At 73.6% G+C, this 23,887-nt stretch carries 21 protein-coding genes and 1 riboswitch; of the genes, 13 read left to right on the forward strand and 8 right to left on the reverse strand.

The window, feature by feature from the left end:
• Window positions 1-86: 86 nt before the first annotated feature.
• The 3 genes from ACQP2H_RS19340 to ACQP2H_RS19350 form a co-directional block, all read right to left on the reverse strand.
• A complete protein-coding gene (locus ACQP2H_RS19340; RefSeq protein WP_219463210.1) occupies window positions 87-1,223 on the reverse strand; it encodes a Gfo/Idh/MocA family protein in 1,137 nt (378 codons plus the stop codon).
• Window positions 1,193-1,903 carry a ThuA domain-containing protein gene (locus tag ACQP2H_RS19345; RefSeq protein WP_219463212.1) on the reverse strand — a complete coding sequence of 237 codons (711 nt, stop codon included), beginning with the start codon at window positions 1,901-1,903 and terminating at the stop codon, window positions 1,193-1,195. The genes ACQP2H_RS19340 and ACQP2H_RS19345 overlap by 31 nt, the downstream gene beginning before the upstream one ends.
• 159 nt (window positions 1,904-2,062) lie before the next feature.
• Window positions 2,063-2,665: a TetR/AcrR family transcriptional regulator gene (locus tag ACQP2H_RS19350; RefSeq protein ID WP_208567502.1), complete on the reverse strand. Its 603-nt coding sequence runs from the start codon at window positions 2,663-2,665 to the stop codon at window positions 2,063-2,065.
• A gap of 74 nt (window positions 2,666-2,739) precedes the next feature.
• Here ACQP2H_RS19350 and ACQP2H_RS19355 point away from each other — a divergent pair, with 74 nt between their 5' ends.
• The 4 genes from ACQP2H_RS19355 (at window position 2,740) to ACQP2H_RS19370 (ending at window position 6,545) form a co-directional block, all read left to right on the forward strand.
• A complete protein-coding gene (locus ACQP2H_RS19355) occupies window positions 2,740-3,849 on the forward strand; it encodes an FAD-dependent monooxygenase (protein WP_433228359.1) in 1,110 nt (369 codons plus the stop codon).
• Between the two features lie 82 nt (window positions 3,850-3,931).
• Complete coding sequence (locus ACQP2H_RS19360; RefSeq protein ID WP_433228361.1) at window positions 3,932-5,062, forward strand: sensor histidine kinase; 1,131 nt, start codon at window positions 3,932-3,934, stop codon at window positions 5,060-5,062.
• Complete coding sequence (locus tag ACQP2H_RS19365) at window positions 5,059-5,730, forward strand: response regulator (RefSeq protein ID WP_208567505.1); 672 nt, start codon at window positions 5,059-5,061, stop codon at window positions 5,728-5,730. Before ACQP2H_RS19360 ends, ACQP2H_RS19365 begins: the two co-directional genes overlap by 4 nt.
• 146 nt (window positions 5,731-5,876) lie before the next feature.
• A complete protein-coding gene (locus ACQP2H_RS19370) occupies window positions 5,877-6,545 on the forward strand; it encodes a DUF2306 domain-containing protein (protein ID WP_357534087.1) in 669 nt (222 codons plus the stop codon).
• A gap of 52 nt (window positions 6,546-6,597) precedes the next feature.
• On the opposite strand, the gene ACQP2H_RS19375 is transcribed toward ACQP2H_RS19370, so the two are convergent.
• Window positions 6,598-7,188, reverse strand: a complete 591-nt coding sequence (locus tag ACQP2H_RS19375) for a DinB family protein (protein ID WP_433228364.1) — start codon at window positions 7,186-7,188, stop codon at window positions 6,598-6,600.
• A gap of 127 nt (window positions 7,189-7,315) precedes the next feature.
• Here ACQP2H_RS19375 and ACQP2H_RS19380 point away from each other — a divergent pair, with 127 nt between their 5' ends.
• The 6 genes from ACQP2H_RS19380 to ACQP2H_RS19405 all read left to right on the forward strand — a co-directional run bounded on the left by ACQP2H_RS19380 (window position 7,316) and on the right by ACQP2H_RS19405 (window position 14,149).
• Window positions 7,316-7,873: a hypothetical protein gene (locus tag ACQP2H_RS19380; RefSeq protein ID WP_433228365.1), complete on the forward strand. Its 558-nt coding sequence runs from the start codon at window positions 7,316-7,318 to the stop codon at window positions 7,871-7,873.
• A 233-nt stretch (window positions 7,874-8,106) separates the two neighbouring features.
• Complete coding sequence (locus tag ACQP2H_RS19385) at window positions 8,107-8,796, forward strand: response regulator transcription factor (protein ID WP_357534083.1); 690 nt, start codon at window positions 8,107-8,109, stop codon at window positions 8,794-8,796.
• Window positions 8,793-10,583, forward strand: coding sequence for a sensor histidine kinase (locus ACQP2H_RS19390; protein ID WP_433228367.1), 1,791 nt, complete (start codon window positions 8,793-8,795; stop codon window positions 10,581-10,583). Before ACQP2H_RS19385 ends, ACQP2H_RS19390 begins: the two co-directional genes overlap by 4 nt.
• Before the next feature lie 81 nt (window positions 10,584-10,664).
• Complete coding sequence (locus tag ACQP2H_RS19395) at window positions 10,665-13,070, forward strand: PEP/pyruvate-binding domain-containing protein (protein WP_433228369.1); 2,406 nt, start codon at window positions 10,665-10,667, stop codon at window positions 13,068-13,070.
• A 6-nt stretch (window positions 13,071-13,076) separates the two neighbouring features.
• The gene (locus ACQP2H_RS19400; RefSeq protein WP_433228370.1) at window positions 13,077-13,643 is read left to right on the forward strand and encodes a TetR/AcrR family transcriptional regulator; all 567 of its coding nucleotides are present in this window, start codon (window positions 13,077-13,079) and stop codon (window positions 13,641-13,643) included.
• A gap of 119 nt (window positions 13,644-13,762) precedes the next feature.
• Window positions 13,763-14,149, forward strand: coding sequence for a hypothetical protein (locus tag ACQP2H_RS19405; protein WP_208567516.1), 387 nt, complete (start codon window positions 13,763-13,765; stop codon window positions 14,147-14,149).
• Window positions 14,150-14,292: 143 nt separating this feature from the next.
• Here the strand turns inward: ACQP2H_RS19405 and ACQP2H_RS19410 are convergent, their stop codons facing one another.
• Together ACQP2H_RS19410 and ACQP2H_RS19415 are read right to left on the reverse strand one after the other, a co-directional pair.
• Window positions 14,293-15,012, reverse strand: coding sequence for a hypothetical protein (locus ACQP2H_RS19410; RefSeq protein ID WP_433228371.1), 720 nt, complete (start codon window positions 15,010-15,012; stop codon window positions 14,293-14,295).
• A gap of 55 nt (window positions 15,013-15,067) precedes the next feature.
• Window positions 15,068-15,970, reverse strand: a complete 903-nt coding sequence (locus ACQP2H_RS19415; RefSeq protein WP_433228373.1) for an oxidoreductase — start codon at window positions 15,968-15,970, stop codon at window positions 15,068-15,070.
• A 127-nt stretch (window positions 15,971-16,097) separates the two neighbouring features.
• On the opposite strand from ACQP2H_RS19415, the gene ACQP2H_RS19420 reads away from it, so the two are divergent.
• The 3 genes from ACQP2H_RS19420 (at window position 16,098) to ACQP2H_RS19430 (ending at window position 20,756) form a co-directional block, all read left to right on the forward strand.
• Window positions 16,098-16,985, forward strand: coding sequence for a helix-turn-helix transcriptional regulator (locus ACQP2H_RS19420; protein WP_433228375.1), 888 nt, complete (start codon window positions 16,098-16,100; stop codon window positions 16,983-16,985).
• Window positions 16,986-17,012: 27 nt separating this feature from the next.
• A riboswitch (cobalamin riboswitch) is annotated at window positions 17,013-17,229 on the forward strand.
• Window positions 17,230-17,349: 120 nt separating this feature from the next.
• Window positions 17,350-19,725 (forward strand): ribonucleoside-diphosphate reductase subunit alpha, encoded by a 2,376-nt coding sequence (locus tag ACQP2H_RS19425; RefSeq protein ID WP_433228377.1) that lies wholly within the window; start codon window positions 17,350-17,352, stop codon window positions 19,723-19,725.
• Window positions 19,726-19,778: 53 nt separating this feature from the next.
• On the forward strand, window positions 19,779-20,756 hold the full coding sequence (locus tag ACQP2H_RS19430; RefSeq protein ID WP_357534462.1) for a ribonucleotide-diphosphate reductase subunit beta: 978 nt from the start codon (window positions 19,779-19,781) through the stop codon (window positions 20,754-20,756).
• 59 nt (window positions 20,757-20,815) lie between these two features.
• Here the strand turns inward: ACQP2H_RS19430 and ACQP2H_RS19435 are convergent, their stop codons facing one another.
• Both ACQP2H_RS19435 and ACQP2H_RS19440 read right to left on the reverse strand, forming a co-directional pair.
• Window positions 20,816-22,150, reverse strand: coding sequence for a PIG-L family deacetylase (locus tag ACQP2H_RS19435; RefSeq protein WP_433228379.1), 1,335 nt, complete (start codon window positions 22,148-22,150; stop codon window positions 20,816-20,818).
• Window positions 22,151-22,255: 105 nt separating this feature from the next.
• Entirely contained in the window at window positions 22,256-23,887 is a 1,632-nt protein-coding gene (locus ACQP2H_RS19440; protein ID WP_433228381.1) for an ABC-F family ATP-binding cassette domain-containing protein, read from the reverse strand.

The following is a 23,887-nucleotide window of genomic DNA, read 5'->3' on the forward strand; positions in this document are numbered from 1 at the left end:
GCAGGTGACGCCGCCCGACGCACATGGAATTGGCCTTTCGTCCAGGCCGGACACCCGGACGGTGGAGGTGGGTCGGGCGGTGCGGGTCAGCGGGAGCCCGCGCCGCCTCCTGTCGTCCCCGCACGGCCCTGCCAGTCCTCGGCCGAGGTGAACGGCACGGGATGGGGTCGCCGCACCGTCGTGCCCAGTGCGATCCGCCGGCCCTCGGCCGCCGACCGCAGCAGCCCGGTCATCGTGTCGAGGACGTGCAACGCCAGGTCACCGCCCGCCCGGGGGGCCCGGGTGGCGTCGGCCCGGACCGCGTCGATCAGCCCGAGGCCCCGGGCACCGGCCTGGTAACCCGCCGACGGGGCGAGCACCTGCCAGCCGTCGCCGCCGAGCGGGCACAGCCGGACCTCGCCGTCGAAGTAGTTCGGGTCGGGTACGGCGAGGGTGCCGGTCTCGCCGTGCACCTCGATCGGCGCGGCCGTCGTGGTCACCCCCTCGAAACTGGTGGTGATGGTGGACAGCACCCCGCTGTCGTGTTCGAGCACGCCCGACACGTGGGTGTCCACCAGGACGGGGACGCGCTCGCCGAGGCGCGGGCCGTTGCCGATGACCCGTTCCGGGCGCAGCCGGCTGGCCGCCCCGGTCACCGCGCGCACCGGACCGAGCAGGTGGATCAGCGCTGACAGGTAGTAGGGACCCATGTCCAGCAACGGGCCGCCACCCGGGGCGTAGTAGAAGTCGGGGTGGGGGTGCCACCGCTCGTGCCCGGGGGTGACCATGACGGCCGAGGCGGCCAGCGGACGCCCGATCAGCCCGCCGTCGATCGCCGCACGGGCCGTCTGGGTGCCGGTGCCCAGGACGGTGTCGGGCGCGCAGCCCACCCGCACCCCGGCCGAGGCGGCCCGGTCGAGGACCGTGCGGCCCTGCGGCAACTCCACGGCGAGCGGCTTCTCGACGTACACGTGCCTGCCGGCGTCGATCGCGGCGAGCGAGACCTCCACGTGGGCGGCGGGGATGGTGAGGTTGAGCACCGTCTGCACGTCGGGGTGGTCGAGCAGGCGCGCGACGCTCATCGCCTCGGCGTCGGGGAGGGCCGCAGCGGCCGCGGCCGACCGGTCGGCGTCGAGGTCGGCCACCGCGACGATGCGCAGCTCGGGGTGGTGGGCCAGGGTGTCCAGATAGGCGCGGGAGATGACCCCGAGCCCTACGACGCCGACGCGGTGCGGGTCGCCCACAGCATGCCCCTCTCGATGACGGTCCGCACGGACGGGTGCTCCAGCACGTCGAGGCTGTGCCCGGGGGTCGTCACGACGACCCGGCCGGCGCCCCAGCGTCGGGTCCAGATCGCCGGTGAGGTGACCGGCCGGTGCCAGGGGTGCCAGTCCCGGGTGGGGTGGACGGTGGTGGCGAGGACGTCGACCAGGTCGTCGTGCAGCACCCAGTACTGCTCGGTGACCAGCTCGAAGTCGGCGATCCCGGCGGTGATCGGATGCTCCCGGCCGAGGTCGGTGACCGTCACCGTGTGCGGCAGGAAGTTGTCCTGTTCCCCGCCCTGCCGCTCGCAGGGCTCCCGCCCGGGGTGGGTCGCGAACTGGCCGCCCACCAGGTGCAGGTAGTCCGACGAGGCGCGGAACGCGTCCACGATGCCGCCGTGCCAGCCGGTCAGGCCCGTCCCGGCGACGACCGCCGCGCGCAGGCCGGCCACCTCGTCGGCGGTGATCTCGGCCATCGTCATGCACTGCACGACGAGGTCGGTGCCGGCCATCGCGTCGGCGTCGGCGTAGACCGCGGTGGACTCCTCGATCCGTACCGTGTAGCCGTTGTCCGCCAGGAACGGCAGGAACAGCTCCGTCGCCCGGACCGGCTGGTGCCCCTCCCAGCCGCCGCGTACCACCAGTGCTCTGCGCTGCGTCACGCTCGCTCCCTCCACGGTCGACCGCCGGTCGGCCGGCGACGTGCCGCCGGCGGGCGTGCCGGCCGGGCACCGGAAACCGTACCCGGATCCGCCGACACGGTCGGCCCCGCGCGGATCACGGCACCGCCGACGGACCGGCCCCGGTGGGTGGGGCGCGGCTCAGGGCCGGGGCGTCCACGGGCGCAGGGCGACCTCGGTGGCCTGCTGGAGGGACGCGCGGATCGCGGCCGGGTCGGCGCGGCGGCGCGGGTCCTCCAGGAGCGTGGTCAGGGCGGCGGTGGCCGCGCCGACGAACGCGCCGACCAGGGCGGCGGCGCTGACCTCGTCGAGGCGGTCGGGATAGGCGGCGGCGAGGTGCCGGGCGATCTCGCGTTGACTCTCCCACTGCAGTTGCAGGGACCGACCCCGGACGGCGGGCACCTCCATGGTCAGCCGGATCCGCAGCGCGGCGAGGGGACCGGTCATGTCCCCGCTCTCGTCGTTCGCCTGCCGCAGCGCGCGCAACAGCACCTCGGCCGGTTCCTCGCCCGGCGACCGGCCGGCGATGGCGTCGACCGCGACGCGCACCCGACGGTCGGCCTCCGGGAAGAGCAGATCCTCCTTGCTCGGGAAGTAACTGAAGAAGGTGCGGGTGCCGATGTCGGCGGCGGCGGCGATCTCGGCGATGGTGGTCGCCTCGTAGCCCTGGCGTCCGAACAGGTCGACGGCGGCGTCGACAAGCGCCTGCCGGGTGCGGGCCCGCTTGCGGTCGCGGAGGGACATCGGCACACCTTAGCGCACCGAACGCAAATCCGCACTCATTGCATTTCTGCACTGAGTGCGGAAAAGTTCGGGTCATGCGTACCGTACTCATCTCCGGGGCCGGCGTGGCCGGCCCGACCCTCGCCTACTGGCTGGCCCGCGCGGGGTGGCGGCCCACGGTGGTCGAGCGCGCCGCCGGGCAGCGCTCCAGCGGCAACCCGGTCGACGTCCGCGGACCGGCCCTGCCGGTGGTCGAACAGATGGGCGTGGTGGATGCCCTGCGGGCGGCGGCCACGCACGCCACCGGGCTGCGGATCGTCGACCCGGCGGGCCGGCCCGGTCGCCGCATCGCGATGCCCGCCACCCGCAGCCCGGCCGGCACGGCGGAGATCGAGGTGCCCCGCGCCGACCTCGCCCGCATCCTGCACGACGCGGCCCGCGACGACGCCGAGTTCCGGTACGACGACACGGTCACCCGACTCGACCAGGACCCCGACGGGGTGGACGTCACCTTCGCCACCGGCCCGCCCCGCCGGTTCGACCTGGTCGTCGGCGCGGACGGACTGCACTCGACGGTCCGCCGGCTCGCCTTCGGGCCGGAGCGCGACGTCGTCCGCCACCTCGGCCTCTACGTGGCCACCACACTGCTCGGCGAGGCACCGCAGCACCCCCACGACGTCCTGCTGCACAACACACCGGGCCGGCTCGTCGCGATCCACCCGGTCCGGGGCGAGGCGGGGGTCGCCTTCATCTTCCGGCACCCCGCCGTCGTCGACTTCGACCACACCGACGCGGCCCGGCACCGGCAGATCCTCACCGACGCGTACGCCCGGGAAGGTGGCTGGCGGATCCCCGAGTTGCTGGCCCGGGCCCGACAGGCAGACGACCTCTACTTCGACGCGGTCACCCGGGTGGTGCTGCCGTGCTGGTCCAGCGGGCGGGTGACGCTGCTCGGCGACGCGGCGGCCTCGGTGTCGTTGTTCGGCGACGGGTCGAGCCTGGCCATCGCCGGGGCCCGTACCCTGGCCGCCGCCCTCGCCGGGAACGAACCCGCCGCCGCCCTGCGCCGCTACGAGGCCGAGCACCGACGCCGCACCGACCGTCGCGGGCGGACCACCGGCCTCGTGGCGTCGGTGCTGGTCCCGAGGAGTCGCCCGGGTGTCGCCGTCCGCAACGCGCTCGCCCGGTTGCTGCCGGCCGGCTGACCCCGGGAGGGCACCCCGACGACGCTGCCCACCCGCGCCGCCGGGGCACCGGACAGATGCCCGCCGCCCGTACGATTTCCCCGTGCGCGAGCTGCTGCGATCCTGGTGGCGTGAGCCCCGCCCGGCACGCCCTGCGCCGCACGGGTGGCGCGACGGGGCGCTGGTCGCCCTGCTCGCGGCGGCGGCGCTGGTGGAGGGGCTCGCCCGGTGGGGCACCCTGCCGCAGCCGGCGGCCGTGCCGGTCCTGATCGGTGTCGGTCTCGCCCCGGTCCTGCTGTGGCGGCGGAGCCGGCCGCTGCTCGTGACGCTCGTCGCCTTCCCGGTCTGCGCCGTGGGCGAGGTCGTCGTCGGTGGCGACCTCGGCCTGCACACGCTTGCCTACCTGCTGCTGGCGGTGTTCGCGCTGACCCGCTGGGGGTCGGGGCGGGAGGCGGGGTTCGGCGCGACCCTCGTCGCCGCGAAGCTCACCTGGTCGACTGTGGTCGGCCACCTCGGCCCGGACGACGCCCTGGGCGGGGCCGGGGTGGTCGCGGCGGCGCTCGCGGTCGGGGCCGCGCTGCGCTGGCGGGACCGGGCCCGACGGCGGGAGGTCGAGCAGGTGACGCTGCGCGAGCGGGAACGGCTGGCCCGCGACCTGCACGACACCGTCGCCCACCACGTGTCCGCGATAGCCGTCCGGGCCCAGGCCGGACTCGCCCTGCTGGAGACCCGACCCTCGGCCGCCGCCGACGCGCTACGGCTGATCGAGACGGAGGCGAGCCAGGCCCTGACCGAGATGCGCACCCTGGTCCGGGCCCTGCGCCGCGACGAGCCGGCCGACCGGGAGCCGAGCCTCCGCATCGCCGACCTGCGGCAGCTGGCGGACCGGACCGGGGACGGTCCGGCCGTCGAGGTGGACCTGGTCGGCGACCTGGACGGACTGCCGGCCCCGGTGGCGGCCACGATCTGCCGGCTGGCCCGGGAGTCGGTCACCAACGCCCGCCGGCACGCCCGGGACGCGACCCGGATCACCGTCCAGGTGGTGGCCGACGAGGACACGGTGCGGCTGCGGGTCTACGACGACGGTGTCGGCCCGCCGGCACCCGGACGCGACGGCTACGGGCTGGTCGGGATGCGGGAACGGGCCCACCTGCTCGGCGGCTCCCTCGACGCCGGCCCCGACCGGGACCACGGGTGGACGGTCACCGCCGCGCTGCCCCGGGCCGTGGCATGAGCGGCAGGACCCGGGTACGGGTGCTCGTGGCCGACGACCAGGAGATCGTGCGGACCGGCCTGGCGATGATCCTCGCCGCGCAGCCCGACGTCGAGGTCGTCGGCGAGGCGGCCACCGGGCAGCGGGCGGTCGAGCTGGCCCGGCGGCTGCGCCCCGACGTGTGCCTGTTCGACATCCGGATGCCCGGCGTGGACGGGATCGAGGCGACCCGGCTGCTGGCCGGTCCGGGGGTCGCGGACCCGATGGCGGTGGTGGTCATCACGACGTTCGACCTCGACGAGTACGTCTACGCCGCGCTGCGCGCCGGGGCCCGGGGCTTCCTGCTCAAGGACTGCGGCCCGGCCCTGCTCACCCAGGCCGTCCACGCGGCGGCCGCCGGGGACGCGCTGATCGCGCCGCAGGTCACCACCCGGCTGCTGCGGGCGTTCGCCGACGCCGGCCCGGCCACCCCGCCCCGCCAGCCGGTCGACCGGCTCACCGACCGGGAGGAGCAGGTGCTGGGCGCGGTGGCCCGGGGACGCACCAACACCGAGATCTCCGCCGAGCTGCACATCACGCTGAGCACGGTCAAGACGCACGTCGCCAGCCTGATGGCGAAGCTGGGGGCCCGTAACCGGGTCGAGGTCGCGATGTGGGCGTACGAGACCGACCGGCTGCGCGGCGGCTGAGCCGATCTCCAACGGCGGCGTGGCCCCGGCGGGACGGTCGAGGGTGGACGCCGCCGAAAGTACGGCCGACGACCCCGACCATCGGCCGGTCCGACGGCGGCCCGTGGACCGATGAGCCGGCCGGCCCCGGTCGCCATGCTCGGGTCATGACGACGCGACGACGGGACTGGCCCCTCCTCACCGGGCTCATCGTGCTCAGCGCGGCCCCCACCTTCGGCAGCGCGCTGCGGGTGGCATCCCTGTCCGGTGGGGCCGAGGTGACCCCCGCCAACGAACGCTTCTTCGCCGCGCCGGTCCCGGTGCTGCTGCACATCGTCGCCGCCGTCACGTTCAGCCTGCTGGGGGCGTTCCAGTTCGCACCGGGGTTCCGGGACCGCCACCGGGCGTGGCACCGCCGGGCGGGCCGGGCGCTGGTCGGCTGTGGACTGGTGGTGGCCGCGTCCGGATGGTGGATGAACGCCACCTATCCGCTGCCGCCGGGCGACGGCCCGCTGCTCATGGTGCTGCGGTACCTGTTCGCCGCCGGCATGTTCGTCGCCGTCGCCGCCGGTTTCGTGGCCGTCCGACGGCGACGGCTGTCCCAGCACCGGGCCTGGATGATGCGGGGTTACGCGATCGCGCAGGGCGCGGGGACCCAGGCGGTGCTGCTGTCAACCTGGGCGCTGGCGGTGGGGCCGACCACCGAGCTGTCCCGGGCGCTGCTCATGGGGGCGGCCTGGACGCTCAACCTGCTCGTCGCCGAGTGGCTGATCCGGCGGCGGCGGCCCGGTCCGGTCGCGGCGGCCCGCCCGGCGACGCTCGCCGCCACCGGTTGAGCGCAGGCGGGACGGACCGTCCCCCTCCCCCCGGGGGGTGGACCGGTCGGCGTCAGGCGAACCGGTCGGCGAGCGCGGTCAGCTTGGCGACGTACGCCGGCCACTCCTGGTCGTCGATGACCTGCGGGTTCTCCCGTCGCCAGCCGACCGTCGCGTCGTGCTGCTCGCGCAGGATGTCGGCGTGGCCGGCGTGCCGGGCGAGATCGCAGGTCACGTGGATGATGATCTGGTGCAGGGTCACCTCCTGGTGCCCCGGCCGCCACCACGGCACCCGCCCCGGCGCGTCGAGCGGCAACTCGGCGATCGTCAGGTCGGCGAACTCGGCCACCCGGCGGTACAGGTCGAGCAGTCCGTCCTTCGTCTCGTCCGCCCGCGCGTACCAGTCCGCCTGCGGGTCCTCGTCGTACGCCGCCATGGGGACCAGTTCGCCGGGCGACGGAAACTCCCGGCCGAAGGTGGGGCCGAAGTAGCCGGCCTCCACGTTCAGGCAGTGCTTGAGCAGGCCCAGCAGGTTGTTGCCGGTGGAGGTGCGGGGCAGCCGGGCCTCGCGTTCGTCGAGCCCTTCCAGCTTCCACACCAGGTCGTCGCGGGTGGTCTGGAGGTAGTGCCGCAGTGCCGCCTTCGGATCGTCCCGTTCAGCCATGCCCGGCAGTCTCCCCCACCGGTACGACACCCGTGGGGCAGGCCCGTCGCGGCAAACAGCTTCCTGACAGTCGACGGTGATGCTGGGCCCCGGCGAGATCGCCGCAGAGCTGACCGGAGGCGTGACGATGAGGAAGCAACTGATGGCTGCGTTGTGCGGCGCCGTACTGCTGGCCGGCGGGTGCTCGACCGCCGACGAGGACCCGCCCGCCGCCAGCAGCACCGGCGGGGCGGAGGTGGCCACCCTCCAGACCGGCACGCCCACCCCCGCCGCGTCGGCGACGACGCCGCAGGACGAGCGGCCACGGGAACGCCTCGACGACACCCCGGAAGACCAGAAGGAACGCCTCAAACCGTATACGAAGTGCCTGACCGAGCACGGCGTCGACATCACCAAGCGGCGCAGCGACGGCACCGGCGCGGACGGGATCAGCGAGGCGGGAAAGGCGTGTGAGCACCTGATGCCGCTGCCGCCGTGGGAGTTCGACCCGGCCAACCCGGAGGCGAAGGACTTCGCCCGGGACGTGGTGAAGTGCCTCAAGGGCAAGGGCGTCCGGTATGTCGAGGTGGGTGCCGACGGCACGGGCTGGGCCTTCGGCGGCAAGAACAACGACTCCGAGTCGATCTCCAAGGGGTTGAAGTACTCCCCGGCGTGTGAGCGTGAGGTCGCCGCGAAGCGGAAGTAGCCGCCCCGGCCGGCGGTGTCGCCCACCCCCGGGCGACGCCGCCGACGGTCGTCCGCCGGCGATGGTGCCACCGGTTTGTCAGGAACCGGTCAAGGCCGGGCATGACCTTTTTCTCACGAACGTCGGATCTCCCCGTCACCCGCCCGACGAACTGCGCACGGACCGAGAGGTGCCCGGTGTCACCGCCTTCCGCTGGATCCGCGTCGCCCCTGACCTGCTCTATATTCCCCAGCATGTGCGCACACGTGATGCTCGCGGAGGACGATCCGCGGCAGGCCGAGGCGTTGCGCCGCTACCTCACCGCGGCGGGTCACCGGGCGACGGTGGTGGCCGACGGTGAGACGGCGCTGCGTCAGGCCCGGGAGCAGGTGTTCGACCTTCTCCTGCTCGACGTGATGCTGCCGAAACTGGACGGCATGCAGGTCTGCCGGATCCTGCGGCAGGAGTCGGACGTGCCGGTGCTGATGCTGACCGCGCGGTCCGCCGAGGACGACCTGCTGCGCGGGCTGGACCTGGGCGCCGACGACTACATGACCAAGCCGTACAGCCCGCGTGAGCTGGTGGCCCGGGTGCGTACCCTGCTGCGGCGGGTGCGCACGACGCCCCAGGAGTCACCGGTGCACCGGCTCGGGCGGCTCACCGTCGACGAGTCCCGACGCCTGGTCACCGCCGGGGACACCACCGTCGACTGCACCGCCGGTGAGTTCGCCATCCTCGCCGCGATGATCCGGCAGCCCGGCCGGGTGTTCAGCCGGGTGCAACTGCTCGAACACACCCGGGGCGTCGACCGGGAGTCGACCGGACGCACCATCGACGTCCACGTGATGAACCTGCGCCGCAAGATCGAGTCGAATCCGCGCCGGCCGCAGCAGCTGCTGACCGTCTACGGCGTCGGCTACAAGCTCAGCGCCGGCACGTCGTGACCAGGCAGCAGCGGGTCCCCCTGCACCGCAGCCTGGTGGTGCGGCTGCTGGCCACCTCGCTGCTGGTCGCGATCTGCGCGATCCTGGCGACGACCTGGCTGGCCGTGCAGTCGACCACGCGGGCGATCCAACAGGAGCAGGGGCGTTCGCTCGCCGACGACAAGAGCATCTACGACACGCTGCTGGACCACGCGGCGACCCACCGGGACTGGACCGGGGTCGACGCGGTCCTCGCCGAGCGGGCCGACCGGCTCGAACGGCGGATCACCCTGATGACCCCGGACCGGCAGGTGATCGCCGACTCCGCCCCGGACGGCCCGTCGTTGCAGACCGCCCGGCCGTCGGCGACCGTCGACCCGCTGCAGGTCGACCTGGGGCTGACCGGCGGGACCGAACGGGTCGATCCGCGCGCGGTCGGGCCGTACCGGCTGACCAAGCGGGAGAGCAACAACATCCGGGAGCTGGCCGAGCGGCAACTGGGCTGCGTGCGCGCCGAGTCCAGGGCCGACGCGCGGGTCGTGGTGGATCCGGCCGGCCGCGCCTCGGTGCAGGTGAGCGACCCGAAGGACCGGGGCATCGTCGGGTTCTGCCTGCCCGACGAGCTGACCCGCCCGATGCCGAGCGAGGCCGCCGGGATCGCCCAGTTGGAGACCCTGACCAAGACCTGCCTCAGGGAGCTGGGGGCACCGACCCGGGTCGACATCCGCGCCGACCGGACCGCGGCACCGAGCCGCGACACCCGCTTCGACCAGCAGGTCGCCGGCTGCCTGCAGCAGGCCCGGACGGCCCAGCTCCGGGCGTACGTGGCGCCACCGGCGTTGCTGTTCGTCACCGACGAGGCGCAGGGTGGCTCCGAGCCGGTGTTCAACCTGTCCCGGGCCAACGTGGTCCGCATCGCCCAGGTGACCGGGGCGGTGCTGGTGGCCACCGTGCTGATCACCGTGCTGGTCGGGCGGCGACTGGTCCGGCCGTTGCGGGCGCTCACCGACGCGACCCGGCAGCCGATGGACGAACCGGCCCGGGTGCCGGTGACCACCCGCGACGAGATCGGCATGCTGGCCACCGCGCTCAACGATCTCGCCGCCCGGCGCGAGCAGACCGAGGCGTTGCGCCGGAGCATGGTCAGCGACGTGGCGCACGAGTTACGGACGCCGTTGACCAACATGCGCAGCTGGTTGGAGGCCGCGCAGGACGGTCTGGCGCAGCTCGACACCCAGCTGCTCACCCTGCTGCTCGACGAGGCGCTGCTGCTGCAGCACATCATCGACGACCTGCGTGACCTGGCTGCCGCCGACGCCGGTGACCTGCGTATCCACCGCGAGCCGTACTTCGTGGCCGACCTGCTGGAGCAGGTCGTCGAGGCGCACCGGGGCGCGGCCGAGGCGGCCGGGGTCCGGCTGGGCACCTCGGTGGGCGCGGACCTGGAGATGGCCGTCGACGGGGCCCGGCTGCGCCAGATCGTCGGCAACATCGTCGCCAACGCGGTACGGCACACCCCGGCGGGCGGGTCGGTCGTCGTGCGCCTGGAGGTACGCGACGACCAGCTCGCCATCGCCGTGTCCGACACCGGCACCGGCATCGCCCCCGCCGACCAGGCGAAGATCTTCGACCGGTTCTGGCGGGCCGACGACTCCCGCACCCGCAGCACCGGTGGCAGCGGGCTCGGGCTGTCGATCGCCCGCAAGCTCGCCGAGGCGCACGGCGGCACGATCGGCGTCGAGAGCGTCCCGGGTCAGGGCAGCACCTTCACCGTCCGGCTGCCGATCGTCGTTCCGGCGCTGGGCTGAACCCGCCGCCGGTCCGCCCCTTCCGGGTGCTGCCGACTTTTTACATTGCAGTTGCACTGTAACCCGCGTACCTTCTTTGCAATGCAGTCGTATTGCAAACGGGAGGCGCAGGTGTCGGTGATCCCCCTGTCGGAGGCACACGCCGACCTGGTCCCGCTGGTCGGCGGCAAGGCGGCCGGTCTCGGCGAGCTGATCCGCGCTGGCGAGCGGGTACCCGAGGGTTTCTGCGTGACCACCGAGGCGTACCGCGCCGGGGTGGTGCCGCGGGACGAGGTCCGGGCGGCGTACGCGCGGCTGGGCGGCGGGCCGGTGGCGGTGCGGTCGAGCGCGACCGACGAGGACCTGCCGGACGCCAGCTTCGCGGGCCAGCACGACACGGTGCTGGACGTCGAGGGCGAGGCGGACCTGCTGGCGGCGATCGGCACCTGCTGGGAGTCGCTGCACGGCAGCCGGGCGGCGGCCTACCGCCAGGCGCGCGGGACCGACCCCGCCGACGTGCGCATGGCGGTGGTGGTGCAGCGGATGGTCGCCCCGGTCCGGGCCGGCGTGCTCTACACGGCCAACCCGGTCACCGGCAACCGCACCGAGATGCTCGTCGAGGTCGGGCCGGGCACGACGGTCGTCGACGGCCGCACCGACGTGACGCGCGTCGTGCTCGCCGATCCGGCCGGTAGCGACGGGGGACGGCCGGAGCCCGGGTGGCAGGGCGAGCTGTGGGCCGTCGGCCGGCGGGTACAGGCGCACTTCGGCGGGCCACAGGACGTCGAGTGGGCCATCGACCCCGACGGGACCCTGTGGTTGCTCCAGTCGCGGCCGGTCAGCACGCTGTTCCCGGCGCCGCCGCAGACCGACGACCTGCGGGTGTACGTCGAGTTCGGCAACGTGCAGGGGATGCTGCGACCGGTCACCCCGATGGGCATGGCCACGCTCCGCGCGATGATCGCCGCCATGGTCGCCTCCCTCGGGATGCGGGTGGAGATCGTCGACATCGGCGGACGGCTCTACGGCGACCTGACCGACCTGGTCCGCCGGCCGGCCAGCCGCCGACGGCTCGTCCGGCTGATGGCCGTCGACTTCGGGCCGCGCGCCCAGGCGGTGATGGAGCACGTCCTGCGGGACCCCCGGTTCGCGCCGTCCGGTGACGGCTCCCGCCGCCGCCCGGCGGACGCCTCGTTGGGCACGGCGCTGCGGGCCCTGCGGGGCATCCTGCGGGCGCTGACGCGACCGGACGCGGCACGGCGTCGGCTGGTCGCCGCGGTCGACCGGCTGCGGGCCGAGTCGGTGGCACCGGCACACCTGCGGACGGCCCACGAGCGGCTGCGGTTCGTCCGCGACCACGGCGACGGCGACGGCGGTGCCGCCGACGACATCACCTGGCCGATCGTGGCCGGGATGCTCGCCTCGGCCCTGCCCGGCCACCTGCTCAAGGGGGTCGCCACCGAGGACGACGTCCACGCGGTGCTGCGTGGCGTCCCGCACAACGTGACGATCGAGATGGACCTCGCGCTGTGGGCGCTGGCCAGCGCCGCCCGCGAGCACCGCGACCTGCTCCTCGACACGCCACCGGCCGAACTGGCGGCCCGGTACCTGCGGGGCGCGCTCCCCGAGATCGGCCTGTCCGGGTTCCTGTCCCGCTACGGCCACCGGGCGGCGGCCGAAGCCGACGTCGGGGTGCCGCGTTGGGCCGAGGACCCCACCCCGGTCCTTGCGGCCGTCGCCAACTACCTGCGGCTGACCGACCCCGCGCAGGCACCCGACCGCCGGTTCGCCGAGGCCGCCGCAGCAGCCGGGGCCGCGCTCGACGAGTTGGCCGCCCGGGTCCGCCGACGTCGCCCGGTCCGGGGCCGGATCGCGATCTTCCTGCTGCGGCGGGCACGACGGCTGGCGGGACTGCGGGAGGCCGGCAAGTTCGCCGGGCTGTACCGGCTCCGGACCGTACGCGAGCAGTTGCTGCTCATCGGGGCGACGCTGTTCCCGACGGCGGACGACGTCATGTTCCTCACCCTCGACGAGGTCGAGGCGGCCCTGGCCGGTGCCGACCTGACCGGGCTGGTCGCCCGACGCCGGGCGACCCACCGGCGTGAGCTGCGCCGCCGGGTCGTGCCGGTGGCGCTCCTGTCCGACGGGACCGACGTGGAGAGCACCCTGCCGGCCCCCACCGACGGGGCGGGACTGCTGCGGGGCGTGGGGGCGGCGACGGGTAGGGTGACCGGCCCGGCCCGGGTGGTCACCGACCCGGCCACCGCGTACCTCGAACCCGGGGAGATCCTCGTGACCGCCACCACCGACCCGGGCTGGACGCCGCTGTTCCTGACCGCCGGGGCGCTGGTCACCGAGACCGGCGCGATCATGGCGCACGGCCCGACGGTGGCCCGCGAGTACGGCATCCCGGCCGTGATCAGCGTGCCGGGCGCCACCTCGCGGATCGTCACCGGTCAGATGATCACCGTGGACGGCGCGGCCGGCACCGTGACGACGGCGCGGTAGGCCCCGATGCCCAGGAAGGTCGACCCCCGTCAGCGCCGCACGCTGATCGCGGACGCGCTCATGCGGGTCGCCGCCGACCGGGGTCTGGAGGCGGTGAGCCTGCGGCACGTGGCCGCCGAGGCGGGGGTGTCCGCCGGCATGGTGCAGCACTACTTCACCACCAAGGACGAGATGATGGCCTTCGCGCTGTCCGTCGTCCGGGACCGGGGTCGGGCCCGGGTCGAGGCGGCGGTCGCGGCGCTCGGGTCGGACCCGCGGCCCCGGCTGCTGCTGCGCACCCTGCTTGCGGCGCTGCTGCCGTTGGACGAGGCGGCGCGCGAGGACGGACGGGTGGCGTTGGCGTTCCTGTCCTGGACCGCCCTGCACCCGGCGGCGGCCCCCGGTCTGCGGCCGGACACCGCGCAACTGGTGGAGTTCATCGCCGGGCTGCTGCCGCGGTCACCGGCGTCGGACGCCGCGGCGGGGCTGCTGGCGCTGGTGGAGGGGCTGGGGGTGTACCTGCTCGGCGGGCAGTACACCCCGGCGCAGGCGACCGCGGTCCTCGACCACCAGTTGGACCTGCTCTTCGCCTGACCGCAGGCGGCGTCCCACGGGTCGGCGGGACCCCGGCGCGGACCGCTCGCCGTGCGGGCGCGGCCGACCCGTGCAATCCTCTGTGGACAGTGATCGTCACCTATCGACAGGAGACTTCCATGCGATCTCGGCTCCTCTCCATCGCCTCCGCGCTGACCCTCGCCGCGAGCGGCTCGGTGCTGGCCCTGATACCCGCCAGCCCGGCCAGCGCCCACTGCGACGGCCACGGGCAGCACCCGGACCTGTACAGCGGCGGCGGGATCTCCTGGGGCGACGGGACCTTCATCCGCGCCTACCCCCACCAGGACTGCCAGCCCAAGGGCCAGGGGTACCCGAGTCAGAACATCGACGTCCACTGCGCCACGCTGACCGGTGACCTGTGGTTCTTCGTCCGCAACACCTCCACCGGGATCAACGGGTGGGCCCGCCGGGACGCGCTGCGCTTCTCGCAGACCGTCACCATCGACGACTGCGCCAACGGGCTCGCCCCGCACCGCGTGGCCTGACCGGGGCCGCCGGCCCGGCCCGGCACGGCGTACCCCCTCGACATTTCGAGCGGTGTGCAGGTGTGACGGGACCCGGCAGCCCGGGGTGGACGGCAACCGCGTCCACCCCGGGCAGGCCGGCCCCGCAGGTCGACCCGACGGCGTCAGGTCAACAGCGCCGGGCGCAGCTCACCACCCACGTTGATCGTGCCGACGACCCGGTCGCCGGTGAGGTCGAAGACGTCGACCGCCCGGTTGGTGCGCATGAGTTCCCGCACCGACGGCGGCAGCGGCGGGGGTTCCTTCATCGCCGCCCGGACGTCCCGGGTGGTGGAGATCAGCCGGCCGACCAGCGACGCCCCGTCGTGGTCCACCCGGACCCGGCCGTACTCCCAGCCGCAGGTGGTGAGGTCGAGCACCTCGAACAGGCGGGCGAGCAGCGGATGCGGGTCGGTCGCCCGGACGAACTGCGTCGCCCTCGTCCCGACGACCGTGGCGGCGGCGACGACGTGCACGTACGGGTGCAGGCCGCCCGGCAGCGCGAACAGCGGCCAGTGCAGCCGGCCACCGGCCGCCCGCCACAGTGGCCGGTAGTTGCGCCGGTCCACCGGGAACCGGTGACCGGTGCGCCGGTACAGCTCCGCCGTCTGGGCCGACAGGTCCGCGTGGGCCGCGTCGGCGAACTCGCCGACGATCCTGGCCGCCACCGCCAGGCCGTCACCGTCGTCGAGCAGGCCGACGATCCCCGCCACCTGGTCGGCCGGCGCGACGGCCACGTGGGTGCCGTACCGCTGCCGCACCTCGGCCGACAGCGCCGCCTGCCGGACCGGATCCTCCTGGACCTGCCGGCCCCCGCCGCCCAGCACCCGCCCGAGCCATCCCATGTCGCCTCGTCTCCGCCACCGTCACCGACCGCAGCCATGCTAGTGCGACCCTGCGTCAGAGATAGCTCACGCCGGTCAGTTCCTCGGCCGCCGTCCACAGCCGCCGGCCGACAGCGGGATCGGTGGCCTCCGGGCTGGCCCGCACCTCGGTGACCGGACCCCAGGTCTGGAAGAGCCGGGCCGGGCCGAAGAACTGGCCGCCACGGACCGCCGGGTCGGTGGCGGCGCGCAGCTGGGGCAGCGCACCCCGCTCCACCGGCTGGGTGGCCAGCAGGCCCAGCCAGGCGACCACCCGGCCACGCCGGCCACGGTGGGCCATGGCCCGGGGGGTCAGGTTGGTGCGGGTGACACCGGGATGGGCCAGCACGCTGAGCACCGGTGCTCCGGCGGCGCGCAGCCGCCGGTCCAGCTCCACGCCGAAGACGGTGGTGGCGAGCTTGGACCGGCCGTACGCGGCGGCGCCCCGGTAGCCGCGCTCGCCCATCAGGTCGGCGAAGTCCAGGTGTGCGTTGCGGTGGGTGATCGAGCTGAGGTGGACCACCCGGGCCGCCCGCGCGGCGGCCAGGTTGTCCAGCAGCAGACCGGTCAGCGCGAAGTGACCCAGCAGGTTGGTGGCGAGGTGCAGCTCGTGGCCGTCGACACTGGTGCGGCGCGGGCCGAGCAGCACCGCACCGGCGTTGTTGACCAGCAGGTCGAGCCTCGGATGGGCGGCGGCCAGTCCCGCCGCGAACGCCCGGACCGAGGCGAGGGAGGCGAGGTCCAGCTCACGTACCTCGACGTTCCCGCCGATGCGCCGGCCGGCCTGCCGGCCGGCGGCGGTGTCGCGGACGGCGAGCACGACGTGCGCACCACGGTGGGCCAGCGCGGTGGCGGTGACCAGGCCGAGGCCCGAGTTCGCGCCGGTCACCACGGCGGTACGGCCGTGCTGGTCGGGGATGTGGTCGGCGGTCCAGGTCATCTGCTGCTCCTGAGCGGTCGGGGTGGGACGCCGACGTTAGGGGCCGCCCGGCCGGGCTCGGTCGTCCCCGGTCGCCTAGGTCCCGCAGTCCTACCCACCCCGGTCCGGGCCGCGTCACACTGGCCCCATGACCCATCCGTACGCCCGCGAACTCGGTGACTTCCTGCGCGCCCGACGCGGCCGGCTGCACCCCCGCGACGTCGGCCTGGAGCCGGGCGGGCGACGGCGGGTCACCGGGCTGCGCCGCGAGGAGCTGGCGCTGCTGGCCGGGTTGAGCACCGACTACTACCAGCGGATGGAGCAGGGCCGGGAGGTCCGCCCGTCCGACCACGTGCTGGACGCGCTCGCCGCCGCGCTCGCCCTCGACGACGAGGAACGCCGGCACCTGTTCACCCTGGCCCGCGCCGCCCGCCGGCCGGTACCGGCCCGGGTGGACCACGGCCCGGAGCGGGTGCCGGAGAGCACCCGACGGCTGCTGCGGGTGCTGGACACCCCGGCGGTGGTGCTCGGCCGCCACCTGGACCTGCTCGCCTGGAACGCGTGGGCGGTGGCGCTGCTCGGCGATCCGACGGATCTCCCGCCGGGCCGGCTCAACATGCTGCTGCTGATGTTCGACGAGGCGGCGTCCCCGGTGCGGCGCTGCGCGTCCTGGGAGCAGCAGGCGCTGGACTACATCGGCATGATGCGTGCCGCCGTCGCCACCGACCCCACCCATCCCCGGGCCACCGCGATCGTCGGTGAGCTGAGCATCCGCAGCGCCGAGTTCCGGCGGCTGTGGTCGCGGCACGACGTGCGCGGGTCGGTCACCGGAACCAAGACCTTCCAGGTCCCCGGGGTCGGTGACATCGTCCTGGACTGGGACACCTACCCGCTGCCCGGCAACCCCGGCCCGGTCCTGCTGGTCTTCACCGCCGAGCCCGGCAGTGCCGACGCGGACGCCCTGCGGCTGCTGGCGTCACTGCGGGCCACCGACCGGTCGGAGGAGAGTTATCTGACACGCCGACGCGACATCTAGTGTTGCCTCTCCCCCATCCACGCCATATATGGTGTGCCACGCAGCTGGTTCGACCGGGCCCGGTGGTCCGGTCGAGGCAACAGGGAACCCGGTGGAAATCCGGGACTGCCCCGCAGCGGTAAGTGGGAACGACCGCCGTCATCGAGCACTGGACCGCCAGGTCTGGGAAGCGACGGCCAGTAGGCGACCGGCGACCCCGGTCACGCCCGCGAGTCCGAAGACCTGCCAGTGCGCCGTGCGCTGCTGCGCGCGGCGGTCGGAGGTCGCGCGGGACGACCGACGCCAGCACCCGGGCCGGCCGTCGTGCCGTGCCCGTTGGCGTTCTCCCGCGTCCGATGGCCATCGGTGACAGCGAGGAGAGGTCATGACGAACGTAGCGGAACGCCCACCGTCCGAGGTCGACGGCGCGGAGTCACGCCGGCCGGCGATGCGGGTACGCAAGCGCGACGGCGACACCGAGCCGGTCGACGTCAACCGGATCGTCACGGCGGTCGCGCGGTGGGCCACCGACCTGGACGAGGTCGATCCGCTGCGGGTGGCCACCAGGACGATCAGCGGCCTCTACGACGGGGCGACCACCGCCGAGCTGGACAAGCTGTCGATCCAGACGGCGGCGGAGCTGATCGGCACGGAACCGCAGTACTCCCGGCTGGCGGCCCGGCTGCTGGCCGCGTACGTGGACGAGGAGGTCCGCGGGCAGGCGGTGGAGAGCTTCAGCCAGTCCATCCGGTACGCCCACGGCCTCGGCCTGATCGCCGACGACACCGCCGCGTTCGTGGCCCGGCACGCCCGGCAGCTCGACGACGCCGTCGACCCGGCCGGTGACCTGCGGTTCGAGTATTTCGGGCTGCGGACGGTGGCCGACCGCTACCTGCTGCGGCACCCGCAGTCGCGGCTGGTGGTGGAGACCCCGCAGTTCTGGCTGCTGCGGGTGGCCTGCGGGCTGTCCACCACGCCCGACGAGGCGGTCGGGTTCTACCGGCTGATGTCGTCGCTTGCCTACCTGCCGAGTTCCCCGACGTTGTTCAACTCGGGCACCCGGCACACCCAGATGTCGTCGTGTTTCCTGGTCGACTCGCCGCGCGACGAGCTGGACTCGATCTACGAGCGCTACCACCAGGTGGCGAAGCTGTCGAAGTTCTCCGGCGGCATCGGCATCTCCTGGTCGCGGGTGCGGGGCCGGGGCGCGCTGATCCGGGGCACCAACGGCCGGTCCAACGGGATCGTGCCGTTCCTCAAGACCCTCGACGCCGGGGTGGCGGCGGTCAACCAGGGCGGCCGGCGCAAGGGCGCCGCCTGCGTCTACCTGGAACCCTGGCACCCGGACGTCGAGGAGTTCCTGGAGTTGCGGGACAACACCGGTGAGGAGGCCCGGCGTACCCACAACCTCAACCTGGCCAACTGGATCCCCGACGAGTTCATGCGCCGGGTCGAGGCCGACGGCGACTGGTCGCTGATCGACCCGTCGGACGCCCCGGAGCTGCCCGACCTGTACGGCGAGGAGTTCGACGCCGCGTACCGGGTCGCCGAGAAGAAGGCGGTCCGGACGGTGAAGGCCCGGGACCTGTACGGGCGGATGATGCGCACCCTGGCACAGACCGGCAACGGGTGGATGACGTTCAAGGACCCGTCGAACCGGCTGTCCAACCAGACCGGCGTGCCGGGCAACACGATCCACCTGTCCAACCTGTGCACCGAGATCCTGGAGGTCAACAGCGACACCGAGACGGCGGTGTGCAACCTCGGCTCGGTCAACCTCGGCGCGCACCTCACCGGCGACGGCGTCGACTGGGACAAGCTGCGCGCAACGGTCCGGACGGCGGTGGTGTTCCTGGACCGGGTGATCGACATCAACTACTACCCGGCCGAGCAGGCGGCGGCGTCGAACCCGCGCTGGCGGCCCGTCGGGCTGGGGCTGATGGGTTTGCAGGACGCGTTGTTCGCGCTGCGGCTGCCGTTCGACTCGGCCGGGGCCCGGGAGTTGTCCACCCGGGTCCAGGAGGAGATCTTCCTGACCGCCCTGGAGACCTCGGCCGGCCTGGCCGAACGGTTCGGCGCGCACCCGGCGTACCCGCAGACCAGGGCGGCCCGGGGTGACCTGCACCCGGACCTGTGGGGGGTCGAGCCCACCCAGGCCGCGCGGTGGGCGGCGCTGCGCACCCGGATCGCGGCGCACGGCCTGCGCAACTCGCTGCTCGTGGCGATCGCCCCGACCGCCACGATCGCGTCGATCGCCGGCTGTTACGAGTGCATCGAGCCGCAGGTGTCCAACCTGTTCAAGCGGGAGACCATGTCCGGGGAGTTCCTCCAGATCAACACCTATCTGGTACGCGAGCTGAAGGCGCGCGGCCTGTGGACGTCGGAGATCCGCGACCAGATCAAGCGGGCCGAGGGTTCGGTGCAGGGCATCGTCGACCTGCCCGTCGAGGTGCGGGAGTTGTTCCGGACCGCGTGGGAGCTGCCGCAGCGGGCGCTGATCGACCTGGCCGCCGCGCGGGCGCCGTACATCGACCAGTCGCAGTCGCTGAACCTGTTCCTCAGCGCGCCGACCATCGGCAAGTTGTCCTCGATGTACCTGTACGCCTGGAAGTCCGGGCTGAAGACCACCTACTACCTGCGGTCGCGTCCGGCGACCCGGATCCAGCAGGCCACCGTCACCGTCGCCCCGGTCGTGGCGGCCGACGCCGAGGCGCTGGCCTGTTCCCTGGAGAACCCCGAGAGCTGCGAGGCGTGCCAGTGACCACCGTCGACGAACCCCGCACCGCCGGGCGGCAGCTGCTGCTCGACCCCGGCATGGACCTCACCCTGCGGCCGATGCGCTACCCGCACTTCTTCGACCGGTTCAAAGACGCCATCCGTAACACCTGGACGGTGGAGGAGGTCGACCTGCACTCCGACCTGGCCGACCTGGAGCGGCTGTCCCCGGCCGAGCGGCACCTGGTGTCCCGGTTGGTGGCGTTCTTCGCCACCGGTGACACGATCGTCGCCAACAACCTGGTGCTCAACCTCTACCAGCACGTCAACTCTCCCGAAGGCCGGCTCTACCTGTCCCGGCAGCTGTTCGAGGAAGCCGTGCACGTGCAGTTCTACCTGAACCTGCTCGACACATACGTCCCCGACGAGCAGGAGCGGTTCGCCGCGTTCGCCGCGATCGAGAACATCCCGTCGATCCGGCGCAAGGCCGAGTTCTGCTTCCGCTGGATCGACTCGGTCTTCGAGCTGCGGGAGCTGCGTACCCGGGCGGACCGGCGGGCGTTCCTGCTCAACCTGATCTGCTTCGCCGCCTGCATCGAGGGGCTGTTCTTCTACGGCGCGTTCGCCTACGTCTACTTCCTGCGGTCCCGGGGTCTGCTCAACGGGTTGGCGTCGGGCACCAACTGGGTGTTCCGCGACGAGTCGATGCACATGGCGTTCGCCTTCGACGTGGTGGAGACCGCCCGGCGGGAGGAGCCGGACCTGTTCGACGCCGACCTGGAACGGCAGGTCACCGAGATGCTCGCCGAGGCCGTCGAGTGTGAGGTGCAGTTCGCCGAGGACCTGCTCGACCAGGGCGTGTCGGGGCTGTCGCTCGCGGACATGCGGGCCTATCTGGAGCATGTCGCCGACCGGCGGCTCACCCAGCTCGGCATCGCGCCGCGCTACGGCGCGCAGAACCCGTTCGCGTTCATGGACCTGCAGGACGTGCAGGAGCTGTCGAACTTCTTCGAGCGACGGGTGTCGGCGTACCAGGTGGGGGTCAGCGGCAGCGTCACCTTCGACGACGACTTCTGACGCGCCGTACGGTGGCCCGGTCCGGTGGGGTGTCCGACCCCACCGGACCGGGTCGCCGTTCACGGGCCGGCGTTGCCGAACACCTCGATCTCGGCGAGGCCGACGTTGACGGTGCCGCCGCCGACCCCGGTGACGGTGAGCTTGACGCTGGTCACCGTCTTCGCCGCCGGGAGGATGACCTCCGTCGGGCCGCCGCCGTTGTCCAGGGCGCCGACGGCCGTGGAGGTGCCGTCGCTGAACAGCAGGGTGCCGCCGGTGATCTGGTCGTTGGGGTTGGGTCGGTCGTAGAGGACGACCCGGCGGACGGTGCGCGGGCCCGGCCAGCTCAGGGTGAGCTGGGTGCCGACCCCGCCGTAGACGGTCGCCCACTCCCGGGTCTGGTCGTCGGGCCAGCCGGCGATCACCCCGTCGACGGCCTTGGCCGCCGTCTGCCCGCTGCTGGTGTCCTGGCTGGTCGCGGTGACGGTGGCCGTCCGGGCCAGGTTGGGGCCGAGGACCTTGTACTGCCGCTGGAGGAAGGCCGGGTAGTCGTAGCCGGCGCAGGTGGGCAGGCTGGTGCAGGCCCCGTCGTCGTACTGGCCGTAGGCGAAGAAGGCGGCGGACTTGCCGGCGACGTCGGTCGACCCCAGGTTCGCCGGATAGTTCTTGATCTTGTAGTCGTGGTAGCCGGTGAACGTGGGCGAACCGACGTACGCCTGCTCGGCGGCCTGGGCGAAGTAGGCCGCGCCGTGGTGGTCGCTGTGGTCACCGTCGCCGAACCCGCCCGCGTGGTCCTGGGTGTTGACGGCGGTCGGCTGGTAGGCGGTCATCAGCCCGGCCAGGGCGCTGATCAGGCCGGAGCGGGTGTAGCTGGACGCGCCGGCACCCAGCGACGTGATCGTGGAGATGTCGTTGAGCCAGAGCTTCTGCAGGCTCTGCGAGCCGGTGTTCGGATGCCCCGTGCCGCCGGGGTAGCCGTCCGGCAGCCGCAGGAAGGCCAGCGACACGGTGGGCTTGCCGGTGAGCGTGAAGACCGGGATCGGATGCCCGCTGATGCCGGCGTCCGCCTGGGTCCAGGTGTTGGCGACCCCGGTCATCTGGGCGTAGGCCGTCTTGGCCCCGGTCTCCCGGCCGCCCCAGTAGGTGCTGTCCCGGCCGGCGTCGCCCGCCGTGACGAAGACCGTCCGGACACAGCGGTTGGCCTGCACGTCGTGCAGCAGGTCCGGGCTGAGGAAGAGCAGGTCGTCGTCCTGGTGGGCGACCACGTTCATGATCGCTCCCGCCGGACAGCCCGGCCCGGCCTGGGCCGCCGGCGGGCCGGCCAGGGTCGCCGCCACGCAGGCGGCCACCACCGGAACGGCCAACGACCACCGGGCCGGACGACGGCGAACTGTTCGCATGACAAGGTGACGCACGGTTACCTCCCCGTAGCAGTAGCAGTGCGCCCTCTTTTTACCATGGACGAACGTCTATTTTTGCCCTGTCGCGACGGCCCCCCTGCCTCGGGCCTCCGGGCCGGGTCAGCGCGGCGGCCCGGTCTCGGTGAGCCGGCCGTCGGCCAGCCGGAGCCACCGGTCCACGGCGATCCCGGCCAGGAACCGGTCGTCGTGACTGACCACCACGAACGCCCCCCGGTACGCCAGCAGCGCGCTCTCCAACTGCGCCACGCTGACCAGGTCCAGGTTGTTGGTGGGCTCGTCGAGCAGCAGCAGGTGCGGTGCCGGCTCGGCGGACAGCAGGCAGGCCAGGGTGGCGCGGAGCAGCTCACCGCCGGAGAGCACGCCGGCCGGCAGGTGGACACGGGCACCCCGGAACAGGAACCGGGCCAGCAGGTTCATCCGCTCCGCCTCGGTCCTCGACGGCGCGAACCCGGCGAGGTTCTCCGCGACCGTACGGGCCGGGTCGAGCAGGTCGAGGCGCTGCGACAGGTACGCCACCCGCCCCGACGCCCGCGCGACGGTGCCCGCGTCCGGCTCCTGCCGACCACCGACCAGCCGCAGCAGCGTCGACTTGCCCGCACCGTTGGGCCCGGTCAGGGCGATCCGTTCGGGCCCCCGGACAGTCAGGTCGACCCCGTCACCGGCGAAGACCGGCCGACCCGCGTAGCCGACCCGCATCGCGTGGCCGGCGAAGACCGTGCGCCCGGCGGGCACCGTGGTGTCGGGCAGGTCCAGGACGAGCTGGTCGTCGCGGCGGGCCGCCCCGCCCGCCTGGTCCAGCCGGTTCTGGGCGTCGGCGACCCGGGCGGTGTGCACGTCGTCGGCCCGGCCCGCCGACACCTGGGCGTCGCGCTTGAGGTTGCCGGCGACGATCCGGGGCAGCCCCGCGTCGGACAGGTTCCGGGCGGCGGTCGACGCCCGGCGGGCCGCCCGCTCCCGGGCCTGCTGGAGTTCCCGTTTCTGCCGCTTCACGTCCTGCTCGGCCTGGCGCACCTGCCGCTCGGCGACCTCCCGCTCGGCCCGTACCGTCTGCTCGTAGGCGGTGAAACTGCCGCCGTACCAGCGGATGTCGCCGTGGTCGAGGGCGGCGATGCGGTCCATCTCGTCCAGCAGCGCCCGATCGTGGCTGACCACGAGCAGCGCGCCCGGCCAGGACCGCAGCACGGCGAGCAACCGGGCCCGCGCCGGCCGGTCGAGGTTGTTGGTGGGCTCGTCGAGCAGCAGCACGTCGGGGCGTCTGAGCAGCTCGGCGGCGAGGCCGAGGGAGACCACCTGGCCACCGCTGAGGGTGCCGAGCCGGCGGTCCAGCGTCACCCCGGTCAGGCCGAGCCGGTCGAGGGCCACGCGGGTGCGGTCCTCGACGTCCCAGTCGTCGCCGACGGTGGCGAAGTGCTCCTCGGTGGCGTCACCGGCCTCGATGGCGTGCAGCGCGGCGACGACGCGGTCGACCCCGAGCACCTCGGCGACGGTCTGTCGCGTCGCGAAGGGCAGGTGCTGCGGCAGGTGGCCCAGCACCCCCTCGACGGTGACGCTACCCGCGGTGGGACGCAGTTCGCCGGCGATGAGCCGCAGCAGGGTGGACTTGCCTGCGCCGTTCGCCGCGACCAGGCCGGTACGGCCGCCGGGCAGGGAGAACGACAGGTCCTCGACGACCGGGGTGTCGTCCGGCCAGGAGAAGGACAGGTGGGAGCAGACGACGAAACTGTCGGACAT

The sequence above is a fragment of the Micromonospora sp. CA-248260 genome (genome assembly GCF_050942205.1).
Taxonomy (GTDB): domain Bacteria; phylum Actinomycetota; class Actinomycetes; order Mycobacteriales; family Micromonosporaceae; genus Micromonospora; species Micromonospora antibiotica.